24 protein-coding genes and 1 tRNA gene are annotated in these 23,947 nt (G+C 65.3%); 8 read left to right on the top strand and 17 right to left on the bottom strand.

The features are described from left to right. The 3 genes from FDW84_RS10840 to pdhA are packed head-to-tail and all read right to left on the bottom strand — an operon-like array spanning position 1 to position 3,646. On the bottom strand, positions 1 to 1,458 hold the full coding sequence (locus FDW84_RS10840) for a dihydrolipoamide acetyltransferase family protein (protein WP_138609308.1): 1,458 nt from the start codon (positions 1,456 to 1,458) through the stop codon (positions 1 to 3). Positions 1,459 to 1,466: 8 nt separating this feature from the next. Next, positions 1,467 to 2,477, bottom strand: coding sequence for an alpha-ketoacid dehydrogenase subunit beta (locus FDW84_RS10835; RefSeq protein ID WP_138609306.1), 1,011 nt, complete (start codon positions 2,475 to 2,477; stop codon positions 1,467 to 1,469). Continuing rightward, positions 2,477 to 3,646, bottom strand: a complete 1,170-nt coding sequence (gene pdhA / locus FDW84_RS10830; protein WP_138609304.1) for a pyruvate dehydrogenase (acetyl-transferring) E1 component subunit alpha — start codon at positions 3,644 to 3,646, stop codon at positions 2,477 to 2,479. Before pdhA ends, FDW84_RS10835 begins: the two co-directional genes overlap by 1 nt. A 194-nt stretch (positions 3,647 to 3,840) precedes the next feature. Here pdhA and FDW84_RS10825 point away from each other — a divergent pair, with 194 nt between their 5' ends. Beyond that, on the top strand, positions 3,841 to 4,323 hold the full coding sequence (locus FDW84_RS10825; protein WP_138609302.1) for an Lrp/AsnC family transcriptional regulator: 483 nt from the start codon (positions 3,841 to 3,843) through the stop codon (positions 4,321 to 4,323). Between the two features lie 161 nt (positions 4,324 to 4,484). Next, complete coding sequence (locus FDW84_RS10820) at positions 4,485 to 5,099, top strand: hypothetical protein (protein WP_138609300.1); 615 nt, start codon at positions 4,485 to 4,487, stop codon at positions 5,097 to 5,099. A gap of 83 nt (positions 5,100 to 5,182) precedes the next feature. Here FDW84_RS10820 and FDW84_RS10815 read toward each other — a convergent pair whose 3' ends face one another. Both FDW84_RS10815 and FDW84_RS10810 read right to left on the bottom strand, forming a co-directional pair. Continuing rightward, positions 5,183 to 6,799 carry a solute symporter family protein gene (locus FDW84_RS10815; RefSeq protein WP_138609298.1) on the bottom strand — a complete coding sequence of 539 codons (1,617 nt, stop codon included), beginning with the start codon at positions 6,797 to 6,799 and terminating at the stop codon, positions 5,183 to 5,185. Then, positions 6,796 to 7,176 (bottom strand): DUF485 domain-containing protein, encoded by a 381-nt coding sequence (locus FDW84_RS10810; protein ID WP_138609295.1) that lies wholly within the window; start codon positions 7,174 to 7,176, stop codon positions 6,796 to 6,798. Before FDW84_RS10810 ends, FDW84_RS10815 begins: the two co-directional genes overlap by 4 nt. A 182-nt stretch (positions 7,177 to 7,358) precedes the next feature. Here FDW84_RS10810 and FDW84_RS10805 point away from each other — a divergent pair, with 182 nt between their 5' ends. Genes FDW84_RS10805 through FDW84_RS10790 form a run of 4 tightly spaced genes read left to right on the top strand, consistent with a single transcriptional unit; the run spans position 7,359 to position 11,142 of the window. Continuing rightward, positions 7,359 to 8,567: a sensor histidine kinase gene (locus tag FDW84_RS10805; protein ID WP_138609293.1), complete on the top strand. Its 1,209-nt coding sequence runs from the start codon at positions 7,359 to 7,361 to the stop codon at positions 8,565 to 8,567. A 23-nt stretch (positions 8,568 to 8,590) separates the two neighbouring features. After that, positions 8,591 to 9,307 carry a LytR/AlgR family response regulator transcription factor gene (locus tag FDW84_RS10800; protein WP_138609291.1) on the top strand — a complete coding sequence of 239 codons (717 nt, stop codon included), beginning with the start codon at positions 8,591 to 8,593 and terminating at the stop codon, positions 9,305 to 9,307. After that, entirely contained in the window at positions 9,304 to 9,654 is a 351-nt protein-coding gene (locus tag FDW84_RS10795) for a DUF485 domain-containing protein (protein ID WP_138609288.1), read from the top strand. Before FDW84_RS10800 ends, FDW84_RS10795 begins: the two co-directional genes overlap by 4 nt. 21 nt (positions 9,655 to 9,675) lie before the next feature. Next, positions 9,676 to 11,142, top strand: coding sequence for a sodium/solute symporter (locus tag FDW84_RS10790; RefSeq protein ID WP_138609283.1), 1,467 nt, complete (start codon positions 9,676 to 9,678; stop codon positions 11,140 to 11,142). A gap of 45 nt (positions 11,143 to 11,187) precedes the next feature. Here the strand turns inward: FDW84_RS10790 and FDW84_RS10785 are convergent, their stop codons facing one another. The 6 genes from FDW84_RS10785 to rpsB all read right to left on the bottom strand — a co-directional run bounded on the left by FDW84_RS10785 (position 11,188) and on the right by rpsB (position 16,170). After that, the gene (locus FDW84_RS10785; RefSeq protein WP_138609281.1) at positions 11,188 to 11,772 is read right to left on the bottom strand and encodes a DivIVA domain-containing protein; all 585 of its coding nucleotides are present in this window, start codon (positions 11,770 to 11,772) and stop codon (positions 11,188 to 11,190) included. 89 nt (positions 11,773 to 11,861) lie between these two features. Further along, positions 11,862 to 12,785, bottom strand: a complete 924-nt coding sequence (locus FDW84_RS10780; protein WP_138609279.1) for a phosphatidate cytidylyltransferase — start codon at positions 12,783 to 12,785, stop codon at positions 11,862 to 11,864. Continuing rightward, a complete protein-coding gene (gene frr / locus FDW84_RS10775) occupies positions 12,785 to 13,342 on the bottom strand; it encodes a ribosome recycling factor (RefSeq protein WP_138133315.1) in 558 nt (185 codons plus the stop codon). Before frr ends, FDW84_RS10780 begins: the two co-directional genes overlap by 1 nt. Before the next feature lie 127 nt (positions 13,343 to 13,469). Then, the gene (gene pyrH, locus FDW84_RS10770) at positions 13,470 to 14,207 is read right to left on the bottom strand and encodes a UMP kinase (RefSeq protein WP_138609277.1); all 738 of its coding nucleotides are present in this window, start codon (positions 14,205 to 14,207) and stop codon (positions 13,470 to 13,472) included. A gap of 139 nt (positions 14,208 to 14,346) precedes the next feature. Continuing rightward, positions 14,347 to 15,183, bottom strand: coding sequence for a translation elongation factor Ts (tsf, locus tag FDW84_RS10765; RefSeq protein ID WP_138133317.1), 837 nt, complete (start codon positions 15,181 to 15,183; stop codon positions 14,347 to 14,349). A gap of 129 nt (positions 15,184 to 15,312) precedes the next feature. After that, positions 15,313 to 16,170 carry a 30S ribosomal protein S2 gene (gene rpsB / locus FDW84_RS10760; protein ID WP_138609275.1) on the bottom strand — a complete coding sequence of 286 codons (858 nt, stop codon included), beginning with the start codon at positions 16,168 to 16,170 and terminating at the stop codon, positions 15,313 to 15,315. Between the two features lie 461 nt (positions 16,171 to 16,631). Between rpsB and FDW84_RS10755 the strand changes: the two genes are divergently transcribed. Continuing rightward, positions 16,632 to 17,240 (top strand): M23 family metallopeptidase, encoded by a 609-nt coding sequence (locus tag FDW84_RS10755; RefSeq protein ID WP_138609273.1) that lies wholly within the window; start codon positions 16,632 to 16,634, stop codon positions 17,238 to 17,240. 24 nt (positions 17,241 to 17,264) lie between these two features. On the opposite strand, the gene FDW84_RS10750 is transcribed toward FDW84_RS10755, so the two are convergent. The 6 genes from FDW84_RS10750 to FDW84_RS10725 all read right to left on the bottom strand — a co-directional run bounded on the left by FDW84_RS10750 (position 17,265) and on the right by FDW84_RS10725 (position 22,541). Continuing rightward, positions 17,265 to 18,452: an acyl-CoA dehydrogenase family protein gene (locus FDW84_RS10750; RefSeq protein ID WP_138609271.1), complete on the bottom strand. Its 1,188-nt coding sequence runs from the start codon at positions 18,450 to 18,452 to the stop codon at positions 17,265 to 17,267. Positions 18,453 to 18,594: 142 nt separating this feature from the next. Next, positions 18,595 to 18,668: transfer RNA gene (locus tag FDW84_RS10745), tRNA-Ile, on the bottom strand. Positions 18,669 to 18,743: 75 nt separating this feature from the next. Then, positions 18,744 to 19,940 (bottom strand): glycosyltransferase, encoded by a 1,197-nt coding sequence (locus tag FDW84_RS10740; protein WP_138609269.1) that lies wholly within the window; start codon positions 19,938 to 19,940, stop codon positions 18,744 to 18,746. A 121-nt stretch (positions 19,941 to 20,061) separates the two neighbouring features. Further along, entirely contained in the window at positions 20,062 to 20,970 is a 909-nt protein-coding gene (locus FDW84_RS10735) for a DMT family transporter (RefSeq protein WP_138609267.1), read from the bottom strand. Continuing rightward, positions 20,970 to 21,593 (bottom strand): CDP-alcohol phosphatidyltransferase family protein, encoded by a 624-nt coding sequence (locus FDW84_RS10730; RefSeq protein ID WP_138609265.1) that lies wholly within the window; start codon positions 21,591 to 21,593, stop codon positions 20,970 to 20,972. The genes FDW84_RS10735 and FDW84_RS10730 overlap by 1 nt, the downstream gene beginning before the upstream one ends. 96 nt (positions 21,594 to 21,689) lie before the next feature. Continuing rightward, entirely contained in the window at positions 21,690 to 22,541 is an 852-nt protein-coding gene (locus FDW84_RS10725) for a phage holin family protein (RefSeq protein ID WP_138609263.1), read from the bottom strand. Positions 22,542 to 22,720: 179 nt separating this feature from the next. On the opposite strand from FDW84_RS10725, the gene FDW84_RS10720 reads away from it, so the two are divergent. Beyond that, the gene (locus FDW84_RS10720) at positions 22,721 to 23,944 is read left to right on the top strand and encodes a multidrug effflux MFS transporter (RefSeq protein WP_171046751.1); all 1,224 of its coding nucleotides are present in this window, start codon (positions 22,721 to 22,723) and stop codon (positions 23,942 to 23,944) included. The last annotated feature ends 3 nt before the right edge of the window (positions 23,945 to 23,947 follow it).

The raw sequence follows: 23,947 nt of genomic DNA, 5'->3' as shown, positions 1-23,947 counted from the left end.
CTAGACCATGGTGAGGACCATGCCCGGATCGGCCAGGACCGCACCGACGTCGGCCAGGAAGCGCGAGCCCTGTTCCCCGTCCACGAGCCGGTGGTCGAAGGACAGGCTGAGGGTCATCACCTGGCGCAGTGCTATCCCGCCCTGGTATTCCCAGGGCATCTTCCGCACCGCGCCCAGCGCCAATATTGCGGCTTCCCCCGGATTCAGGATGGGGGTGCCGGCGTCAATACCGAAGACGCCAATATTGGTGATGGAGATGGTGCCTCCGGAGAGATCGGCCGGCGGGGTCTTGCCGGCGCGGGCTGTTTCCGCGAGCGCCGACAGGGCTTCTGCCAGCTGGACCAGGGACATGGCGTCTGCGTCCTTGATGTTCGGCACCGTGAGGCCACGCGGCGTTGCGGCTGCTATGCCCAGGTTCACGTAGTTGAAAGTCACGATCTCCTGGGTTTCCCCGTCCCAGCGGGAGTTGAGGGCGGGACTGCGCCGCAGGGCGATGAGCAAGGCCTTGGCCGCAAGCGTCAGCGGCGTCAGCTTGATGCCCGCGAACTCCCGGCTGTCCCGGAGCTTGGCCAGAAGCTCCATGGCGGAAGTAACGTCCACAGTCAGGAACTCCGTGGCGTGGGGTGCGGTGAAGGCGCTTTGCACCATGGCCGACGCCGTGAGCTTCCGGACACCCTTGATGGGGGTCCGGGTTTCCCTCGCCCCCGGCCGGGCAGTCGCTCCTGTCGAGGCAGCTGCCTGCGGCCTCGCAGCAGCGCCCGTGGACAGGCCGTCCACAAAATGCTGCACGTCCTCGCGGGTAATGAGCCCCTGCGGCCCGGTCCCGGGCACGTCCGACAGGTCCACTCCCAGGTCCTTCGCCAGCTTCCGCACCGGTGGTGTAGACCGCGGGCGGTCAGGGGCGGTTTCCACATGCGGGCTACCGGCCGGCCGGGACGTGAGCGGCACGGTTTCCGCCTGCTCAACCACCGCTTCATTGGTTGGGGCAGGCACGAGCACCGGGGCCACCCCTTCAGCGGGCCCGGTTGACGGAAGGTTCCTGGGCCGCCGTGCGGGCTTGCCGGTGCTTTCGACGACGGCGCCGTACCCCACCAGATTTGGCTCCCTTTGCGGGGTTCCAGCCGCAGGGCCGGCCGCGGGACCTGCGGGAACCTCCCCCGCTGCCTCCTCAGTCCGGGCGGAAGTGCCGCCTGCCCCCGAAGGTGCCTGGCCGGCGTCGTCCGCCACTTCAAAGGAGACGATCGGCTTGCCCACCTCCACCACAGTGCCAGGCTGTTCATGGAGTTCCCTGATGACTCCGGCAAAAGGGGACGGAAGCTCCACCACCGCCTTGGCAGTCTCCACTTCGGCGATGACCTGGTTCAGGCTGACGGTGTCGCCCACGCCCACCTTCCAGCTGAGGATCTCCGATTCGGTGAGTCCCTCGCCCAGGTCCGGAAGCCGGAATTCCTTGATCATGGTCCCGCTCATCCTTCCAGCCCGCTGAGGGAGTTCGGCCGGCCCAGGGCCCGGTCCACGCCGTCGAGGATCCGGTCCAGGCCCGGCAGGTGGTGCATTTCCAGCTTTGAGTACGGGTAGGGGATGTCGAACCCGGTGACCCGGACGGGCGCTGCTTCCAGGTAGTAGAAGCAGCGCTCGGTGATGCTGGCTGCCACTTCGGCGCCGAGGCCGCCCGACTGCCCCGCTTCATGGGTGATGACCAGGCGGCCGGTCTTACGCACGGAGGCAACGATAGTGCCGTAGTCCACCGGTGCGAGCGAGCGCAGGTCGATGACCTCAATGGACACGCCTTCGTCGCTTGCCGCCGACGCGGCGTCGAGGGCCGTTTTGACCAGCGGGCCGTAAGCCACCAGGGTAACGTCGCTGCCTTGCATGAGGAGGCGCGCCCGGTCCATGGGCAGGGCGCTCCCGGGATCCAGGGCCTCGTCCACTTCGCCTTTGTCATGGTAGCGGCGCTTAGGCTCGAAGTAGATCACCGGATCGTCGCAGGAGATGGCCTGCTGGATGACCGTGTGGGCGTCCTGGGGGTTGGCGACGGTCACCACCCGCAGGCCCGCTGTATGGGTGAAGTAGGCCTCGGGTGATTCGGAGTGGTGCTCAGGCGAACCGATGCCGCCGCCGAACGGAACCCTGATGGTGATGGGCATCTTGACCGCACCGCGGGTCCGGTAGTGGAGCTTGGCCACCTGGCTCACAATCTGGTCGAACGCAGGATAGACGAACCCGTCGAACTGGATCTCCACCACGGGCCGGTAGCCGCGGTAGGCCAAACCGACGGCGGTGCCCACAATGGCGGACTCGGCCAGGGGCGTATCCACGACGCGGTGCTTTCCAAAGTCCTTCTGCAGCCCGTCGGTCACCCGGAACACACCGCCCAGCGTTCCGATGTCCTCCCCCAGGAGAACTACCTTGGGGTCATTTTCCAGGGACTTCCGAAGACCCGCATTGATGGCACGGGCAAAGGTCATCTGGCTCATCAGCGTGCACCTTCTTCTGAAACGGCCCCTGCGGGATCACCGAAGGAGTCCAAATAACGGGCATAGTGGTCCTGCTGCCGGTCAAGCCAGGAATTGGGCGTGCTGTAAACGTGCCTGAAGACGTCCAGCGGCTCCGGGTCCGGCATGGTAGTGCAGCCCGTGCGCATCTCGCGGGCCACGTCGTCGCCCTTTTCCTTGACCTGCTGCTGTAGCCCTTCCGACAGCAGGCCCCTCCGCTCCAGGAGTGCCGCCACCCGGGCGATCGGGTCCTTGGCAGCCCAGTCTTCAAGCTCGTTGGCGTCGCGGTAGCGGGTGGGGTCGTCCGCAGTGGTGTGCGGGCCCATCCGGTAGCTGACTGCCTCGATGAAGGTGGGGCCGCCGCCGCGCCGCGCCCGGTCCAGCGCCACCCTGGTCGCCGCCATCACAGCAAGGACATCATTGCCGTCCACCCGCAGGCTGGGGATACCAAAGCCTGCGGCCCTGTCCGCCAGGTGGATGTGCGACTGGAGCCAGACCGGCTCGGAAATGGCCCAGTGGTTATTGGTGCAGAAGAACACGACTGGCACCTGGAAGCTTGCGGCGAAGACCATTGCCTCGTTGACGTCGCCTTCGCTGGTGGCGCCGTCACCGAAATAGGTCACGGCTACGGAATCGGCGCCATCGTTCTGGATGCCCATGGCGTAGCCGGTGGCATGCAGGGTTTGGGCGCCGATGATGATTTGCGGCGTGGCCATGTTGATGGTGTAGGGATCCCACCCCGAGGAGGCATTGCCGCGCCATACCCGGACGATGTCCGTGAGGTTCACTCCCCGGCAGTAGGCCACCCCGTTCTCGCGGTAGCTGGAAAAGACGAAGTCATCCGGGCGCAATGCCCGGGCGGAGCCAATCTGCGCGGCCTCCTGGCCCAGCAGCGGCGGCCACAGCGCGAGTTCGCCCTGCCTCTGCAGGGCCGTGGCTTCGACGTCGATGCGCCGGATCACCGCCATGTCCTCGTAAAGGGAACACAGCTGTTCGTCAGTGATGTCTCTGACCCAATAGTCGAACTCCGGATGGCTGACCCGTTCCCCTGCAGGGGTGACCAGCTGGACCAGCTCCCGCCCCTGCTCCTGGGGGTGACCGGCGTCCTCAGGGGCGGCTGTTCCGCCCTGGCCCGTTACGTCTGTAGACACGATAGCCCGCAACCTTCTCACGTCGTTGACCAGGACTTTTGCGACTTGTGGTCGCGCCGGCCGCCAGCCTCCCGGGCGCCGTTGCCCCGGATACTGTGACCCTACTCACAATGCTCAGGAGGTACAACCACCGGAGCGATCGTTGAGCAAAATGCTCTGCCGGAAGGCACGGGACCGTGCTAGCGTTGCGCAGTATGCAAGCCCTCGACGGCACGGACACCCGCCTGCTATCGGCCCTGGCGCAGGATCCCCGCAAGACGGTGGTCGCGCTGGCCCAGAAGCTCGGCCTGTCGCGGAATACCGTGCAGGCCCGCATGGCACAGTTGGAAAAGAAACACGTCTTCCTGTCCTTTGAGCGGCGGATCAATCCGGCCGCGCTGGGCTACCCCCTCATGGCCTTCATCTCCGTCCACGTCCAGCAGCAGCGGCTCGGCCAGCTGGCCAAGGAGCTGGCCGAGATCCCGGAAATCCTGGAGGGCCATGGCCTGACAGGCTCTGCCGACCTTCTGCTGCGTGTGGTTGCCCTGGATGCCGAGGACCTGTTCCGGATCAACGGGAAGATCCTGGCCTGCAGGGGCGTGGAGCGCACCGACACCGCGCTGGCCATGGGAGAGCTGATCCCCTTCCGCGTGCAGCCCCTCCTGGAGCGCAATACCGCGGGCAACCAGCAGGGTTAAGCACGACGGCGGCCGGCGGCTTGGGTGTGACGCCGGCCTGAGGGCTGAAGTACGGACGGCGGCGGCCCGGGCGATAGGCTGGTGCCCGTTATCCGGCGGGGCCAGGTCGACGCCCCGCGTCCAGGCCGTGCCATGCACCCCTTTTCCGGAAAGGCTCCCTCTTGAGCAGTCCCCAGGAACCGTCCCAGCCGGGCCACGCCGGCCCGGGACAGCAGCAGCTGCCGCCCTACCCGCAGCAGGCACCCGCCGGCAACCCCCATCAGCCACCGGCAGGGAACCCGCAGCAGCCGTTTTTCGCTCAGCATCCGGAGCCGGGCCCGTTTGGCCTTCCAGGGCAGCCGCCGGCCAGGAACAGGCGGAAGCTCTGGATCGTCCTGGCCACCGTCGGCGGCGTCCTGCTGCTGGTGATCCTCGGCGTCGTCATCCTCATCAATGTGGTGGGCAGCGCCACCAACCAGGCCCGCGGCCTGGCGGACGGATTCACCAGGCTGGTCATCGCCGGGGAGAGCTCCAAGGCCTATGACGACTATCTTGACCCGGCCCTGCAGGAGCAGCTCTCCAAGGAAGACTTCATGTCCGGCGTCGGGAGCCTGGAGATGGATGAAGGCTGCAAGCCGGCCTACAACGACGTCAAGGTGAGCACCGAAAACGGCATCAAGACGGCAGATATCGTGGGCCTCATTGCCTGCGACGGCAAGGAGGTGGATCTCGCCTACCGCTTTGAGGGCACCGACGACGTCAAGATGACGAACATCAAGCTGCGGCCGGCACCCTAGCGCAACCGTGCCAACAGGAAGAGCCTCCGCGCCGGTTTCCCGGTGCGGAGGCTCTTCCTGTTGCTGCCGTTGCTTCTGTCAGGCTAGTGGTTGACGGCCTTTTCGGCACCAACCCCGGTGAGTGACCGGACTTCCATCTCTGCCTGCTTGGCGCTGTCTTCGCGCTTCTTGTCCACGGTTGTTCCCAGCCAGCCCAGGAAGAACGCGAGCGGGATGGAGACGATGCCCGGGTTGCTCAGGGGGAAGAGGGCAAAGTTGGCGTCCTTGATCATGGAGGTCGCGCCGCCGGAAACCACGGGTGAGAAGATGATCAGGACGATCGCTGCGCCCAGTCCGCCGTACATGCTCCACACCGCGCCCTGGGTGGTGAACTTCCGCCAGAACAGGGAGTAGACGATGGTGGGCAGGTTGGCCGACGCCGCCACCGCGAACGCGAGCGCCACGAGGAACGCCACGTTCTGCCCGTTGGCGAGGATTCCGCCCAGAATTGCCAGGACGCCGATGACCACGACGGTACGGCGGGCAACCTTCACCTCTGTGTCCGCGTCGGCCTTGCCCTTGGAAATGACGCTGGCATAGATGTCATGGGCGAAGGACGCGGCAGCGGTAATGGTCAAACCGGCCACGACGGCCAGAATGGTGGCGAAAGCAACCGCCGAGATGAAGCCCAGCAGCAGCGGCCCGCCCAGGTGGAAGGCCAGAAGCGGAGCAGCGGCGTTGACGCCGCCGGGTGCCGTACGAATGGTTTCCGGACCGACGAGGGCAGCCGCGCCGTAGCCGAGCACCAGTGTGAAAAGGTAGAACAGGCCGATCAGCCAGATGGCCCACACCACGGACTTCCGTGCTTCCTTGGCAGTCGGAACGGTGTAGAACCGCATCAGTACGTGCGGCAGGGCGGCCGTGCCGAGGACCAGGGCGAGGCCCAGGGACATGAAGTCCAGCTTGGAGGTCTCCGTCTTCCCGTACTGCAGGCCCGGGTTGAGGACAGCCGGGTTGTTGGGTGTTTCCACTGCTGCCCCAAGCAGGCTGGAAAGGTTGAAGCCGTAGATCGCAAGGACCCAGAGGGTCATGACCGCCGCGCCGGCAATGAGCAGGACCGCTTTGATGATCTGCACCCAGGTGGTGCCCTTCATGCCGCCGATCAGGACATACATGATCATCAGGGCGCCGACGACGATGATCACCAGCGCCTGTCCGCCCCAGTCGCTGATGCCCAGCAGCAGGGAGATGAGGCTGCCGGCGCCGGCCATCTGGGCGAGGAGGTAGAAGAAGCAGACTGCCAGGGTGGAGATGGCGGCGGCAATCCGGACAGGCCGCTGCCTCAGGCGGAACGACAGGACGTCGGCCATAGTGAACTTGCCGGTATTGCGCAGGAGCTCAGCCACCAGGAGCAGCGCCACGAGCCAGGCCACCAGGAACCCGATGGAGTACATGAAGCCGTCATAGCCGTTGATGGCGATGGCGCCGGTGATGCCCAGGAACGAAGCGGCGGAGAGGTAGTCGCCGGCGATGGCGGTTCCGTTCTGGGAACCGGTGAAGGAGCGACCGGCCGCGTAGTAGTCGGCGGCGGTCTTGTTGTTCCGGCTGGCGCGGAAAACGATCACCATCGTGACCGCCACGAACAGGGCGAAAACGCCCATGTTGAGCAGGGTGGTCTCCTTGAGGGCAGCTACGTCCACCGCCGTGGCAATTCCGATCATTTGTTAACCTCGCCTATGCGGTTGCCGTGCTTATCAAATTCGTGGCCCTCGATTTCGTTGCGGATCTCGGCCGCGATGGGGTCCAGGCGCTTGTTGGAGTAATGGACGTACCAGCCCGTGATGGCGAACGTCGAGACAAACTGGAGCAGGCCAAGGATCAGGCCGATGTTGATGTTGCCCCAGACCTTGGTGGACATGAAGCCCACGGCATAGTCCGCCAGCAGGACGTAGGCGAAATACCACAGCAGGAATGCGACTGCCATGGGAAAGACAAAGCTGCGGTGACGCTTGCGCAGTTCCTGGAACTGCCCGGTCGACTGGACCTGTTCAAAGTCCACGGACGCCGCTGCGTCCGGAGTGTGGGCATCGTTACCCATCGTTCCTCCTCGTTGAGACTTGCCTGGACACACCCCGCGGCGGATCCCGGACAGGGGACGCCACGCACTGTGACTCCAATCACTGTGCTGGGTGCATGACCTGCGTTCCAGACTTTTCCTAAATGCGGTCGCCCAACGGTCGCGATGCTGCGACAAACGGCACCCGCCACTACGCTGGCACCATGCCGGACTCCCCCCTCCTGACCGCCGCGGCCGTGGCCGTGATCGCCATGGCCATTGCCGTCGTCGCAGGCGTAGGGCTCAAGGTGCTGCGCTCCTTCCGGGACCTGGGTACTGACGCCGAGCGCGCCACCTATCACACGCTCCATGCCGCATCCCAGGCAGGCCAGCATCTCCGCCGCGGCCTCAACCCCGCCGGAGCTGCGAAGGCAAGCCGCCACCTCCGGACCCTGCTGGGGTGCGAAGCGCTCGCGCTGATGGACACCTCCGGAGTGCTCGCATGGGACGGCGCCGCAGAGGAACTGAAGCCGCAGCTGATGCGCCTGGCGGAAGGGGTGCTGGCAGGCGGGCGGACGGCGGTGCTTCCGGCGGGCCAGCCTGCGGGGCCCGACGGCGCTCCAGAGGACGGAACGGGCAGCGCACTCGCCGCGGTCATCGCTCCGGTGCGGGCAGGCACCCGCGTGGTGGGCGCCGTCGCCGCCTTCGCTCCCTCGGCAGGAGCCGGGCTGGTCCGCGCCACCGGCGAAGTGGCCGACTGGGTGGCCGCGCAGGTGGAACTCGCTGAACTGGATGCCTCACGGACGCTGCTGATGGAGGCCGAAGTGCGGGCGCTGCGGGCCCAGATCAGCCCCCACTTCATCTACAACTCCCTCAACGCCATCGCGTCCTTCATCAACACCGACCCCGCCCGGGCCCGGGAGCTGGTAGTGGAGTTCGCGGATTTCACCCGGTACTCCTTCCGGCGGCACGGCGACTTCACCACCCTTGCCGAGGAGCTTCGCTGCATTGACCGGTACCTGCTCCTGGAACGGGCCCGGTTCGGTGAACGGGTACAGGTCAGCCTGCGGGTGGCTCCTGAGGTGCTGGGCACCGTCATCCCCTTTTTGAGCCTGCAGCCCCTGGTGGAGAACGCAGTACGGCACGGCCTGGAAGCCAAGGAAGGGCCAGGGCACATCAGCATCACAGCCAACGACGCCGGTGCGTTCGCCGAGGTGACCATCGAGGACGACGGCGTGGGCATGGATCCGAAACAGCTGCAGTCCATGCTGGCAGGCCACACCGACGGCGAGCACGTGGGCCTGCGCAACGTCGATGCCCGCCTGCGGCAGGTCTACGGCAACGACCACGGGCTGGTCATCGAGACAGCGCCCGGGGAAGGGACCCTGATCACCATGCGCGTGCCGAAATCCCAGCCCGGCCACGATGCGTGACGCGCGAAAGCTACCCTAAGAAGATGATTAACGTCCTCGTCGTCGACGATGAGCTGCCCGCCGTTGAGGAGCTGGCTTTCCTGCTGGGCAGGGACGACCGGGTGGGCAGGGTCCTCCGGGCCACCTCCGGCAGCGAAGCCCTCCGGGCCCTCTCCTCCGCAGCGGTTGACGCCGTTTTCCTGGACATCCATATGCCGGCAGTGTCCGGCCTGGATGTTGCCCGCGCCATCGCCGGACAGGGCAGGCCGCCGGCCGTGGTGTTTGTGACGGCCGACGAGGACCACGCACTGGATGCCTTCGAACTGGCTGCGGTGGATTACCTGCTCAAGCCGGTGCGGGCAGAACGCCTTGCCCGCTGCGTGGGGCGCATCAGCGAACTGCGCGACGGCGGCGCCGCCCCCGAGATGATCACGGTGGACCAGGGCGGCACCACCAAGATGATCAGGCGCGACGACGTCACCTACGTCCAGGCACAGGGTGACTATGCGCGGCTCCACACTGCGGAGGCCAGTTACCTGATCCGGGTCCCGCTCGCCGACCTGGAGCAGCAGTGGGCAGGCGCCGGCTTCATCCGGACGCACCGTTCCTACCTCGTGGCGCTGAAGCACGTGACCTCCATGAAGCTCGCGGCCGACGGTCCCAGCGTTACCGTGGCGGGGGCCGGCCTGCCCATCAGCAGGCGCCACCTGCCCCTGGTGCGGGAGAAGCTCGAGGCCACCCGGATCAGGCCCATCCCATGACCAGGGTGCGGATGACGGCTCCGCGGACTGCGCCACGGCCCGCGAAGGAGAGCCGGGAGGCAGCGCAGGACTCGGAAGTGGGACAGGTCTTTGTCCGGTCCCTGATCAGGTCCCAGCTCCGGCTGGCGCTGGTGGTGGCGTCCGGTTTCCTGCTGATTCTTGGCGCGTTCCCGCTGCTGCTCGCGGCTGTCCCCGGCCTTGCCGAAACCCGGGTGGCGGGAATCCCGTTCGCGTGGCTCCTGCTGGGAGTGGGCATCTATCCGGTCATCGGCCTCAGCGCCTGGTTGTACATCCGGATGGCCGCGCGCAATGAGTCGCGGTACCGGGACCTGGCTGATGACCGATGACAAGCGACCGGTGAGGGCGCCATGAATCCTGGTGTGGCACTCGCTGCCCTTGCTGTTGTTTCCCTGGCCACAGCCGTCATCGGCTTCTATGGCCTGCGGATTTCGCGGACCACCGGTGACTTTTACGTTGCCTCCCGGACGGTCCGGCCGTGGTGGAATGCGTCGGCAATTGGGGGCGAGTACCTGTCCGCCGCCAGTTTCCTGGGCGTGGCCGGCCTCATCCTGCTGTCCGGAACCGATGCACTGTGGTTCCCGGTCGGATACACGGCCGGTTACCTGATGCTGCTCCTCTTTGTCGCGGCGCCGCTGCGGCGGTCCGGCGCCTACACCATTCCCGACTTCACTGAGGCCCGGCTGGACTCCCGCGCGGTGCGGCGGGTCACCAGCCTGGTGGTGGTGCTGGTGGGCTGGCTGTACATCGTGCCCCAGCTCCATGGTGCTGCCCTGACTATCCGCATCACCACCGGCCTGCCGTCCTGGGCTGGTTCGGTGGCCGTGGTGGTGGTTGTCTGCCTGACCGTGGTCGCAGGCGGAATGCGCTCCATCACCTTCGTCCAGGCGTTCCAGTACTGGTTGAAGCTGACGGCACTGGCCGTCCCAATCCTCTTCATCATCTTCGTTCTCGCCGGAAACGGAACGCCGGCGCTGGCCCCGCCTGCGGCCAATCCGACAGGCGTTGCCCCGGCCGGGCTGTACCAGAACGTGTCGCTGCTCGTGGCCCTGCTGTTTGGAACCCTGGGGCTCCCCCACGTTCTGGTGCGCTTCTACACCAACCCGGACGGGCAGTCCGCCCGCCGCACCACGCTGATCGTCCTGGGCCTGATGTCCGTGTTCTACCTGTTTCCCACCGCGTACGGGCTGGTGGGACGCGTGTTCGCGCCCGGCCTGGCGCGGTCCGGGCAGGCGGACGCCATGGTGCTGCTGCTGCCGGGCGAACTGGTGGGCGGCACGGCGGGCGACCTGCTGTCCGCCCTGGTGGTGGCGGGCGCCTTCGCTGCGTTCCTCTCCACCACCTCGGGCCTGGTGGTCTCCCTGGCGGGGGTCATCAGCCAGGACGTGCTGGGCGGCGGCGTGGACGGCTTCCGGCTCGCTGCCGTGGTGTCCGCCCTTGTCCCCCTGGGGTTCGCCTTCATGACCGACTCCTTCGCCCTGGCGGGAAGCGTGGGGCTGGTGTTCGCCTTCACCGCTTCCACCGTCTGCCCCGTACTGCTCCTGGGGATCTGGTGGCGGGGCCTTACCGATGCCGGGGCGATCGCCGGAATGCTGACAGGAGGAGTGCTGTGCGGCGGAGCAATGGTTATGGGCGCGCTGGCCGGGGCCGCAAGCACACCTGCCTGGCTTGCCCAGCCCGCTGCGTGGACGGTTCCGGCAGCCTTCGCAGTGATGGTCCTGGTGTCCCGGGCAACCGTGCACCGGGTTCCGAAAACCATGTCCCGGGTCATGACGCGGCTCCATACCCCGGAGCGGCCGCTGGCGACCGAACGCTGAACGTCCCGTATCCCCTCCGGCGTCGGTTCCCGGGCATGAACCCGGTCAGTCGATGGCAGCCATCAGTTCGATAACCCGGTCCAGGAATGCGTCTACCTGGGCTTCCTCATACCCTTCCCGCCCATCGGCCGGGCGGAACGCTGCGCGGCGCACACTGTCCACGCTGAGCGGCTTGTCCTGCTCCAGGTAGGCAATCAGCTCGCGGCAAAGCCGGTCGACGTCGTCCGTGTTGTAACTGCGCACCTTCTTTTTGGAGGGGCGGCGGAAGCGGTCCCCGTCGGGCCGGTGGAGCCGGCCGCGCAGTATGCCGGACAGGTTTCCGATCTCGCGCAGCCAGGCTTCCTCGCCGCGGGCTGCGATCAGCTCGTCCCGTTCCCGCCGGGCGAAGGCGTCCTCGAGCCGATCCAGGGCAGCGTCCACCACCGCGGCGGAATAGCCGCCCTTCACGGGATCGAAGGACACTGCCCTGACGTCCCCGCTGTTGATGGGGTCGGTTGCCGCCTCCGGGGTCTCCAATGACACGCGTGCCCGCTGCAGGAACTCATCCACCTGCCTGGCGTTGTAGCCGTACTCACCGCGCTGCACGCGCTCAAAGGACGCAGGGATCTGCCGATGAATGTCCAATGCCACTTTGCTTCCTTCAGTGCTCTTCAGCCGTAATGCTTCTGCACCAGCTTATGTGGGCCGGAAAACGTCTGCCGCTCCGGCACAGGTTCGTGTCAGGCGCCGGACACCAGAACGTACAGGACAAAGGCAACCGGCGACGCAAACACAATGGAATCGAGCCGGTCCATGACTCCGCCATGCCCCGGCAGGATGCTGCTCATGTCCTTGATCCCCAGCTCCCGCTTGACCATCGATTCGGCCAGGTCGCCGGCGGTGGAAGCAGCCACCAGACCGACTGCCAGCACCACGCCCACCCACCACGGTTTATCGAGGATAAAAAGGCAGGCAAGGATGCCGATGAGCATCGCGCCGCCAATGGAGCCGGCAAAACCCTCCCACGATTTCTTGGGACTGATCTTGGGTGCCATGGGATGCTTGCCCAGGGACGCGCCCACCAGGTAGCCGAAGGTGTCGTTGGACACCACCAGCAGCAGCATCACCGCTATCTGCCAGGCACCTTCGGGAACGGTCCCGCCTGGCCAGAGCCCCAGGGGTGTTGCACCCCCGGCGGCATGCAGCGGCAGGGCCGCGAAGCTGATGAAGAACGGCACCCAGCCCAACGTGAAGACACCGGCGAAGATGCTGTTGGCGGAACCTGCAGCACTTTCGATGGACCGCCACAGCAGCACCGCCACCGAGCTCAGCAGCATGGCGAACAGGAGGCTTTCAATGCCGCCGAGGTAGGCTGCGAACGGCATGGCCACCGTGCCGGTCATTACCGGAATGATGGGCATCCTGGTTCCGTTGGCCTCCAGGGCCCGGTAAATCTCCCACACGCCGAAGACGGCGAAGGTGGTGGTTACCGCAACGAAACCAAGCGGGAGGAACAGCAGTCCGCCCAGCACGGCAAACAGCATGGCCAGACCCACCACGACGGCGGCCGGCAGGTTCCTGCCGGCCTTTGGCGTCGGGTTGCTCCTGGGCTGCTTCCCCCGTGTGCGCGCCCTTGATGCCGGGGCCTGATCTGCCTGGCCCATCAGACTTCGAGCAGCTCTGCTTCCTTGCGCTTGAGCAGCTCGTCGATGCCGTCCACGTGGGCCTTGGTGATGCTGTCGAGTTCCTTCTCGGCGCGGGTGCCCTCGTCCTCGCCCGCCTCCCCGTCCTTGACCAGCCTGTCCAGGGTTTCCTTCGCCTTGCGGCGGATGTTGCGGATGGACACCTTGGCGTCCTCGCCCTTGGTCTTGACGATCTTGACGTATTCCTTGCGGCGTTCCTTGGTCAGCTCCGGGATGGTGATCCGGATGACGTTGCCGTCGTTGGAGGGGTTGGCGCCCACCTCGGAATCGCTCAGCGCGCGCTCGATGTCGCGAAGCGCCGTCTTATCGAAGGGGGTGATGAGGATGGTGCGGGCGTCCGGGATCGCGAACGAGGCGAGCTGCTGCAGCGGGGTGGGTGAGCCGTAGTACTCCACCAGCACCTTGTTGTACAGGCCGGGGTTGGCGCGGCCGGTGCGGACGGAAGCGAAGTCCTCCTTGGCTACCTCGACAGCCTTGTCCATCTTTTCTTCGGCTTCGAGCAAGGTTTCTTCGATCACGGTCTCTCCTGACGGTTCTGGTGCAGTCCGGGGCGCCGGCTCCATGCACAAACGTGGTTCTGTGTTGCTGGACCGTCCCCGCCCCAGGGGCAGGGACGGAACTGTCCTGAAAACATCCTAGCCGGAGCTAGGCGGTGACCAGCGTGCCCAGCTTTTCGCCAAGGATGGCGCGGGTGACATTGCCTTCACCCTCCATGCCGAAGACCACCATGGACAGGTTGTTGTCCTTGCACATGGTCATTGCCGTCTGGTCCATGACCCGGATGTCGCGGCGGAGGGCGTCATCATAGCTGAGGCTTTCGAGCCGCTCTGCGGTGGGGTCCTTCTTGGGATCGGCAGTGTAGACGGCGTCCACGCCGCTCTTGGCCATCAGGACCACGTCGGCGTGGACCTCGAGGGCCCGCTGCGCGGCAACGGTGTCGGTGGAGAAGTACGGCAGGCCCGCGCCGGCACCGAAAATGACCACACGGCCCTTTTCCATGTGCCGGATGGCCCGGCGGGGAATGTAGGCCTCGGCGACCTGCCCCATGGTGATGGCACTCTGTACCCGGGTCTCGACGCCGGCCTGCTCCAGGAAATCCTGCAGGGCAAGGCAGTTCATGACGGTGCCGAGCATGCCCATGTAGTCGGCACGCGAGCGGTCCATGCCACTCTGGGACAGCTCCGCGCCGCGGAAGAAGTTGCCGCCGCCCACCACGATAGCGACCTCCACCTCGGGAACGGCTGCGGCGATCTGTTTGGCGACGTCGCGGACGGTCTCGGGGTCAACGCCCAGCTTCCCGCCGCCAAAAACCTCGCCTGAAAGCTTCAGGAGGACACGGCGTCGGCTTTTCTCTGGCTGGATTACAGTGTTGACGGCTTCCATGATGCCTTCCCGTTGGTGAACTCTAAAAAGGTTATCCTGCTGCGCGGCCAAAGGTCCCATACAGGGCCTGTCCCATTCGGGGCGTCCCGCGCATGCAAAAGGGGCGGCCACCGAAGTGGCCACCCCCTTGCAGTTCCGGCTAGGAGCCGACGCGGAAACGCGCGAACGCGGTTCCCTTGACACCGGCCTCTTCGAGGACCTGTGCCACGGACTTCTTGGCATCCTTGGCGAACGCCTGGTCAACCAGGACCTCACCCTTGTAAAAGCCGGTCACGCGGCCTTCGACAATCTTGGTGAGCGCGGCTTCGGGCTTGCCCTCGGCCTTTGCGGTCTCTTCGGCGATGCGGCGCTCGGACTCAACCAGCTCGGACGGAACGTCTTCGCGGGTCAGGTAGTTCGGGGCCATGGCAGCGATGTGGACGGCAACATCGTGGGCAGCGGTGGCAGCGGCTTCGCCTTCACCGTCAACTGCGAACAGGACGCCAACCTGGGCGGGCAGGTCCTTGGAGGTCTTGTGCAGGTAAGCGTCGACCGTTGCGCCCTCGATGCGGGAGATGCGGCGGACAACAACCTTTTCGCCCAGGACAGCACCTTCTTCGACGACGACCTCGGAGAGGGGCTTGCCGTCGACGTCGGTGGCGAGCAGGGCGTCGAGGTCGGCAGCGCCGGACTCAACGGCAACGGCCAGGACCTTGTCGGCCAGCTGGATGAACTTGTCAGCCTTGGCAACGAAGTCGGTTTCGCAGTTGACCTCGATCATGACGCCGACGCCGTTGCTGACCTTCGCGGCCACCAGGCCTTCAGCGGTGGAGCGGCCTTCACGCTTGGTAGCGCCCTTGAGGCCCTTGATGCGGATGATTTCGATGGCCTTCTCGGCGTCACCGTTGGCTTCGTCAAGAGCCTTCTTGACGTCCATCATGCCGGCGCCGGTGCGCTCGCGCAGGGCCTTGATGTCCGCGGCAGTGTAGTTCGCCATGTGAACCCCTCTGTCTAGAAATGTGTTGTGGTGTACGGACTGACAGGACGGCAGCCCGTGGTGGGCTGCCATCCTGTCAGCAGCTCCGGGCACCGCAGGACGGCGCCGGAGAATCCGGATTTACTTGTGTTACTTGGCTTCTTCAGCGGAAGCGTCAGCGGCGGGAGCCTCTGCAGCGGGGGCTGCAGCTTCCTCTGCCGGTGCGGCAGCAGCTTCAGCCTTGTTGCCTTCGAGGAGCTCGCGCTCCCACTCGGCCAGCGGCTCTTCCGGAGCTTCAGCAGCACCCGTGCCACGGTTGTTGCGGGCAATGAGGCCCTCGGCAACGGCGTCGGCAACAACGCGGGTCAGGAGGTTCACGGAGCGGATGGCGTCGTCGTTGCCCGGGATCGGGAAGTCGACCTCGTCCGGATCGCAGTTGGTGTCCAGGATGGCCACCACCGGGATGTTCAGCTTCTTGGCCTCGTCAACGGCGAGGTGCTCCTTCTTGGTGTCCACGACCCAGAGCAGGGACGGTGCCTTGGTCAGGTTGCGGATGCCGCCGAGGTTGGCTTCGAGCTTGGTGAGTTCGCGCTTGAGGAGCAGCAGCTCCTTCTTGGTGTAAGCGGAGCCGGCGACGTCGTCGAAGTCGATCTCTTCGAGTTCCTTCATGCGCTGGATGCGCTTGGCGACGGTCTGGAAGTTGGTCAGCATGCCGCCGAGCCAGCGCTGGTTCACGTAGGGCTGGCCGACGCGGGTTGCCTGCTCGGCAATTGCTTCCTGGGCCTGCTTCTTGGTGCCGACGAAGAGCACGGTGCCGCCGTGGGCAACGGTGGCCTTCACGAACTCGTACGCACGGTCGATGTAGGACAGCGACTGCTGAAGGTCGATGATGTAGATGCCGTTGCGCTCGGTGAAGATGAAGCGCTTCATCTTCGGGTTCCAACGGCGGGTCTGGTGACCAAAGTGGACGCCGCTGTCAAGCAGCTGGCGCATGGTTACGACGGGCATTCCGACGCTCCTTATTTTCCGGCAGGTCATTCATGAGAGAGCCCGGAGGCTTCTTACCCTGCCAATAGTTGACGGTTGATCAGCGTGGCCCGGTTGGGCCGTGCTCCTGGCATCCTTCACGCTTCCCATCCGCGCCTGGTGGCACGGACCGCAGGAGGCCTGATCCCTGGAGGCGGAAGCCGAAGCCCCGCCCGCTCAAGGGCTGGATGCGCGTAGTCAGCCGCCACTCCCCCACACTCCTGAATGAGTTGTGCCGACGCTTTACGGACAGCGGTATATACCGTTGGATGGACCATTGGGATAGACGCTGGATGGAAAGCGTTGAGGGCGCAGCAAACTGCTCCACCAAGTGTACTACAGGCCCCCGCGCCCGGCCGCCATCGGTGACGCCGGCGAAGGCCTTATCCACATAGCCGGACCCGGCGCTGCCGGAGCGTTTCGGGAAGGGGCAGGCTGATGGCATGAAACCATCGGTTCTCCTGGCCGCCGTGCTGCTTCTTCCCGCCTCGGTGGCGTCCGCCGCAGCGCCACTGTCACACGGTCCACAACCTGCGGGACTGGAAATCCCGACGGCGGCAGGAGGCATGGGTGCCGCGGTGCACGTCGGTGCCGCGGCAGAGGTCCGTGCCGCAGGAGCTGGACCGGTGGCGGCCGAGCCCTCGTGGCAGTGGCCGCTGGCTCCACGCCCGCAGGTGCTGCGGGACTTTGATCCGCCGCCCAAACCATGGCTCAGCGGCCACCGGGGCGTGGACCTGGGAGCAGTGTCCGACGGCGTCCAGGTCGCCTCCCCGGAGGCGGGTACCGTCAGCTTCGTGGGAGTGGTGGTGGACCGGCCGGTCATTACCGTCGACCACGGCAACGGTCTTCGCAGCAGCTTTGAGCCTGTGGAGAGCACTCTTGCGGCCGGTAGTCCCGTTGCCGCAGGGCAGGCGATCGGCACAATCGTTGCCGGGCATTGCCCTGCCGCGTCCTGCGTCCATTGGGGTGTCCGCCGGGGAGACGACTATGTGAATCCGCTGCAGTTCGTCATGGACCTGCGGCCATCCATCCTCCTGCCGCTGACCCGGTAGCGTAGCCTGCCCGGCAAACCTGAGTCAGACGATGGCGGACATGCCGGTGATGGCCCGGCCCGTAACCAGGGTGTTGATTTCGTGGGTTCCCTCGTAGGAATAGATGGCCTCGGCATCGGCGAAGATCTTTCCCATCCCGAAGTCGGTCACAATGCCATTGCCGCCAAGGATGCTCCGCCCGATGGCGGCGCTCTCGCGCATGCGTTCAGTAGTGAACGCCTTGGCCAGGGCTGACTGCTCATCCTTCGCCTGTCCCGCGTCCTCCAGTTGGGAGAGCCGGACCATCATGCCCATGGAGCTGACGGCGTTGCCCAGGATCTGGACCAGTTGGCTCTGCACCAGCTGGAACGAGGCGAGCGGCCGGCCGAACTGGTGGCGCTCCACTGCATAGCGCCGGGCCACATCGAAGGCAGCCAGCTGCTGGCCAACAGCCTGCCAGGCCACCCCGAGCCGGGTGACCTTCAGGACCTTGTTGACGTCGCGGAAGCTGTTGGCGTGAGCCAGCTTGTAAAAGTCCGGCACCACCACGTTGTCCAATGTGATATCGGCATTCTGGACTGTCCGGAGGGCGATCTTGTTGTCGATCTTCGTTGCGCTGAAGCCCTCAAGAGTTGTGTCGACGAGGAAGCCTTTGACCTGGTTGTCCTCCAAATCCCGGGCGTAGATCACCACCCAGTCGGAGAAAGTGGCGTTCCCGATCCAGCGCTTTGCGCCGTTGAGGATCCAGTTGCCGCCCTCCCTCCGGGCGGTGGTGCGGGTACCGCCGGCCACGTCGCTGCCGCCCAGCGGCTCGGTCAGGCCGAACGCGCCAATCTTCTTGAGCGAGTAGATGTCCGGCAGCCAGGCATCCTTCTGCTCCTGGGAGGCGAGGGCTTCGATGGAACCGGTGAAAAGACCGTCGTGGACGCCGATGAAGGTGGAAATGGAGGCATCTGCCCGTGTCACCTCGGCGTGCAGCAGGCCGGCGAAGAGGTTCGAGTGGCCCTGCCGGCGGACTGGACTGACCAGGTCGAGGTCTGCCAGCTTGGGAATCAGGTCCATCGGGAACTCGCCCCGGTTCCAGCAGTCAACGGCGATGGGACGGACCTCGCGGGCCAGGAATTCCCTGACCTCCGCCAACCGGTCCCGTTCTTTGTCGGTCAACATCTGCTCGAAGGCATAGAAGTCACCGTCGGCGTAGGGCAGGTTGGATTCGGCAGCAGAAGTGGACATGATTACCTCGCAAATGATCAGCGGTGACCGTTGCTCTGACAAGATCACCGTAAGTTACTGTTCAGTAACATACCGCAGGCCGGGAGGTTAAGAAAGGAAAACCGCTGCAGGCGATGATCGTCGGCAGCGGTTTTCAGGGATGTAGGGCTACTCGGACTTGAACCGAGGACCTTAGGATTATGAGTCCCGCGCTCTAACCAGCTGAGCTATAGCCCCTTGCGGCCCGGGCCTTCCACACAACACGGTGCATGGCGGCTGGGCAAAAATACTCTAGCAAACCCCGGTGGGCGTTCAGACCACCTTGTCCTCGAAGCCCGCGCCGCGGTAAAGGTCCTCGAATGTCTGCAGGGTTCCCTGGATGCTGTGCGGTTCCACCATCTGCCGGCTGAGCTGGCCCATGGCGGCACGCTGGTCGGCCGGAAGTTCCAGAATCTGGGTGATCTTCTTCGCCAGGTCGTCGCTGTCGTTGGGGGTGAAAAGGTAGCCGTTCCCGCCGTCGCGCACAAGGTGCGGCAGCGCCATGGCATCCGCCAGCACTACAGGGGTGGAGGCCGACATGGCTTCCAGCGTGACCAGCGACTGCAGCTCGGCCGTGCCCGGCATGCAGAAAAGGTCTGCCCGGATGTAGCACTTCCGCAGTTCCTCGTCGCTGGCAAGGCCAAGGAACTGCACCCTGTCCCCCAGGCCAAGCCGGCGGACGAGCTCCTCCAGTGCGGGCCGGACTTCCCCGCCACCCACAATCTCCAGGTGCACGTTCAGTTCAGGCGGCGTCTTACTGATGGCCTCGATCAGCACGTCCACATGCTTCTCTTCGGCAAGGCGCCCCGCGAACATCACCGTGGGGTGCGGATGCGGCTCGATCTGTTCGCCGGGCTGGAGTTCGTAGGCAGCGGCGTCTATGCCGTTGGACAGCGGCAGCACCTTGCGCAGGAAGGCATGTTCATGCATGGCCTTGGCCGCAAGTGGCGTGGGTGTGGTCACCACGTCCGCTTTGCCCATGACCTTGCCCATGTCTTTCCAGGAGATGCGGCCGATGATGTCTTTGAACCACTGCGGGAACGGCAGGAACGGGTTGAGGTTTTCCGGCATGAAGTGGTTGGTGGCCACGATCCGGACCCCGCGCTTCACTGCCTCATACAGGACGTGCTCGCCGATCATATAGTGGCTCTGGATGTGCACCACATCAGGGTTGACCCGGTCGAAAAGAAGGCTGATTTCCTTTTTGATCTCCCAGGGCAGGCAGATCCGGAAGTACTCATGCGTGGGTACGCCATGGGAGCGGAGCCGGTGCACCGTCGCTTCCGAACGGAACTCGGTGAAGCTCTTGCCGTTATCCGCCCGGCAGGCAAGGACGTGCACGTTATGGCCCCGGCCCGTCATGCCCTTGGCCAGGCGGTAGCCGAACTGGGCCGCTCCGTTGATATGCGGAGGATACGTGTCTGCGGCGATCAGGATGGTCAGGGGGCGCTGGTCTGCGGGCGTGGTCACGGGGAAAACTCCTGATGGTCACGGTGCGGACAGCATGTACTGGCAGCACGGTTGGCAGCCGGCGCCGGGCGCCGGGCCTCGTGGTTCTGACGAAATCTGGTGTGGAATCGGTGGGACAGTGCTAACGTTTCGCCCGGCCCACGGCCTTCCGCGCGTCCTTCTTGCGCTTCGTGACCTCCGGATGGTGCCTTGAAAGGGCGATTACCCCAACGATAGCAAGGGACGCGGCGGTTCCCATGGCAATGGCCAGAACTGCGTGGACATCCGGGCGGAGTTCGCCGAGGATCACAATGCCGATGGCGATCCCCACGATGGGGTCGATGACCGTCAGTCCGGCGATCACCAGGTCCGGCGGGCCGGTGGAGTAGGCGCTCTGGACGAACCAGGATCCGAGGCCGCCGGCGGCGATGATGGCCACCACGGAGTACCACTGAACGTTCAGCAGGAACAGGCCGTTGGGGTCGAGCAGGTGCTTGCCGATGATCCGGGTGAGGACGGCCACGAAGCCAAAGAGAACCCCGGCCCCCATGATGTAGACGAAGGCGTTCATCCGGTGCCTGAACATGACGGCCAGGGTGCCAAAGAGTCCCACTGCAAGTGCCACCAGCAGCACGATGGTCAGCTCGTCATCCAGGCTCACATGGTGGTTCTCCTGGGTGACGTTGACGGCCAACAGGACGAAGAGGGCAGAACCGGTCACGCAGGCAGCAATGGCCACCACCGTGGGGCGGTTGATGGTCAGGTCCTGGTCCCGGGCGTTGACGATGGTGGTGATCACCAGCGCGATCGCACCGATGGGCTGGATGACCGTCAGCGGGGCGGACACGAGCGCCACCGCGTTCATGGCCATGCCCGCGCACAGCAGCAGGAGGCCGAACACCCAGCGCGGGTTCCGGAGCAGGCGCAGGAAGCCGTTGGAGCTGAGGGCCAGGCCGCCGGTGTCCGCTTTCACGGCACTCCCCTGCCGCTGCGCACCAAGGGCGAGGCAGAAGGCGCCCAGCAGCGCAAGCAGGACTGCCACCCACACCATCAGGCGGTCCCGTCGTCGTGGTGTGCCTGCAGGCGGCCCTTGCGAAGGATGGCCCAGAAGTAGTTGTAGGCGGCGATCCAGTGGCCCACCAGGCCGAGGCCCAGCACGATCCAGGCAGCAACGAACAGCTCGCCGGAGAAGCCGGTGTCCAGCCGGGACAACAACAGCATGGGGGTTCCCAGCAGCAGCAGCCCGGTGCGCACTTTGCCCACCATACTGACAGGGAGGTCCGGGTGGCCCCCGAAGAGGGACAGTGTCAGCGCCAGCAGGACAGCGTCCGGTATCACCAGCGCGGCGAGGTACAGCCAGTGGACGACGCCGGCAATGACCAGGGTGACAGCCACTGCTATCAGTGCGAGCCGGTCGGCTATGGGATCAAGGACCCTGCCAAGTTTGGACGTCTGGTTGAAGCGGCGCGCAACGTAGCCATCGATCCAGTCCGTGCTGCCCATGACCGCCAGCACCAGGACTCCGGCACCGTATTCCTGCTGCGCCAGGATCAGCCAGATGAAGAGCGGTACCCCCATGAACCTCACCACTGTGAGCAGGTTCGGAATGGTGAACACGAGGTCGTGATCCACTTGGGGACGTCCAGGACGGGAACCGGCACCAATGAACTTCACCCCGCGACCTTTTCCTTCCTGCTGCCCCATCGGGGTCCTGCTGTCTAATTGTGAACGGCCTCCGCGGGCGGTAAGGCGCAGGCCCGTGAAAGCGTCCTAGTACGTGCGGAGGAGCTTCCGGACCAGCACCAGGAAAACGGTCCCGGCGGCGATGAAAGCCGCCAGCGGCTTCCAGCGTTTCTCAAGGTCGGTGGACCCCGGCAACGCGGCAAGCTTTTGGGCTGCGACGTCCTTCCCATGGCTTGCCAGGGCCTGGCCTTCCCGGAGCTTGACCTGCGCGGAACCAAGCAGGAAGCGGGCCTGGGTCTTGACGTCCAGCTCATCGCCGAGTTCGTCGCGGACGTCGCTGAGGTGGTGGCGGCGCTGGCTCAGGCGGTGGACCAGCTCGGGCTCTGATGCGTGCGGGAATTCCTTGTCGTGCTCGGCAGCTTTCGCCGCCTTCTCGGCTTTGGCCCTCGCGGCGGCTTCGTCCTTCGCGGCCTTTGCGGCTTTGCCCTCCGGGCTCTGCGGGTCCAGCACAGCGGGATTGAACGCAGACCCCTCTTTCGCCACACCGATATCGTGCCTGATGCCGCGGATGGTTTCCTCCGGCATGAGCGGCATGGCTTTTTTGAACTTCCGCGCACCGATCAGTCCGCCAATGAGCGCTATCAGCAGGAACACAGCGGACACCAGGAGTGCGGCCAGCCAGGCGGGCATGATGGTTGCGAGCCCCATGATGGCCGCAACGATGAGTCCCACCACAAGGAACAGGAGGAAAACGAGCGCCACAGCCAAAAACGCCGCGGCGACTCCCACCTGCATTCCCTTGCGCTTGAGCTCAATCTTTGCGAAGGAGATTTCGTCGTTGAGCTGGCGCGGCGCCAAGCGGAAAAGGAGTTTCAGCGTCCTGGGCAGGGCAGTGATACGCAATCCGGGGCTGGTAGGCCCGCTGTGACGTCCGCTCATCAGTTCCGCCTTACTGGTCATGGGGTCGAATCGGCTCCGGTGTGACGCGGCAAAGAGCAGCTGCACAGTCCGTGCCACCCAAACTATCATTCAGGTTTGAGGCGAACTTCGGAGCGTGCCGGGCGGCGCGCCCTACAACGCTGAAAAAATCGGCGGGGGCGGGCCTAGGATTGATCTCCGTGACCACACCCAGCAATCCGGGCGATTTGTTGAGCCGCCGACGAAAACTCCTGTACATCCTTCTCCTCGGCGCGCTGACTGCCTTGGGTCCGTTCACGATCGACCTCTACCTTCCTGCGTTCCCCGCGCTGGAGGCAAGCCTTGGGGTGACCGAGGCCCAGGTCCAGCTGACCTTGGCGGGTACTACGGTGGGCTTTGCCATCGGCCAGCTGGTGGTGGGCCCCTTCAGTGATAGATTCGGCCGCCGCACGCCGCTGATCCTGGCCACGGCTCTGCATATTGCGTCCTCCCTGGGTGCTGCCCTTTCCACCGACATCACCTCGCTGGGCATCTTCCGCGTCCTGATGGGTGTAGGTGCTGCCGGCGGCGGCGTGGTGGCCATGGCCATGGTGCGCGACCTGTTCTCGGGCTACGCCATGGTCAAAATGTTCTCGCGCATGTCCCTCGTCAACGGCCTGGCGCCGATCCTGGCGCCTGTCATCGGCTCACAGCTGCTCCTGGTGATGCCGTGGCCGGGAATCTTCGTGTTCCTTGCCGCCTACGGCACCTTGGTGATCGTTGCTGCCTTGTTCCTGGTGCGTGAGACCCTGCCGCCGGAAAAGCGCCGGCAGAGCGGCATGACTGCCCGCCAGCGCTACCGGATCCTCTTCAGCGACAGGGTGTTTGTTGGACTGTTGCTGGTGGCGGGCCTGAACTTCGGCGGCCTGTTCACCTACCTGTCAGCCTCCCCTTTCCTGTTCCAGGACGTTTTCGGCTTTTCCGCCCAGGAGTACGGCCTGCTCTTCGGCATCAACTCGCTGGGCATCGTGGCAGGGATCCAGACCAGTTCCCGCCTCATCCGCCGGGTGCCGCCGCAGTGGATCCTCGCAGGGGCGACGGCCTGGATGTTCGTGATGGCCATGCTGATCGTGCTGTTCGACCAGCTGGGCTTCGGCCTCTGGGGAGTACTGGTTCCGCTGTGGTTCTACATCCTGGGCACGGGCTTCATGTTCCCCTGCGTGCAGGTGCTCGCCCTTGCCGGCCACGCGGGCCAGGCAGGCACTGCCGCCTCCCTGCTGGGCTTCTCGACATTCATGATGGCCGGACTCATTTCGCCCGTGGTGGGCTGGCTGGGCATTACCAGCGCCGCCCCAATGGGGGCAGTGCAGGCCAGCTGCATCCTGCTGGCGATTGCTGCCCTTTGGATCGTGGTCCGGCCCCGGACCGTCCCCTCGATCCACTGACGC

The sequence above is a fragment of the Pseudarthrobacter sp. NamE5 genome, assembly GCF_005796225.1.
In the GTDB taxonomy this organism is placed as follows: Bacteria; Actinomycetota; Actinomycetes; order Actinomycetales; family Micrococcaceae; genus Arthrobacter.
The sequence above is the reverse complement of the archived record's forward strand: the minus strand, read 5'-3'. Positions and strand labels throughout refer to the sequence as shown.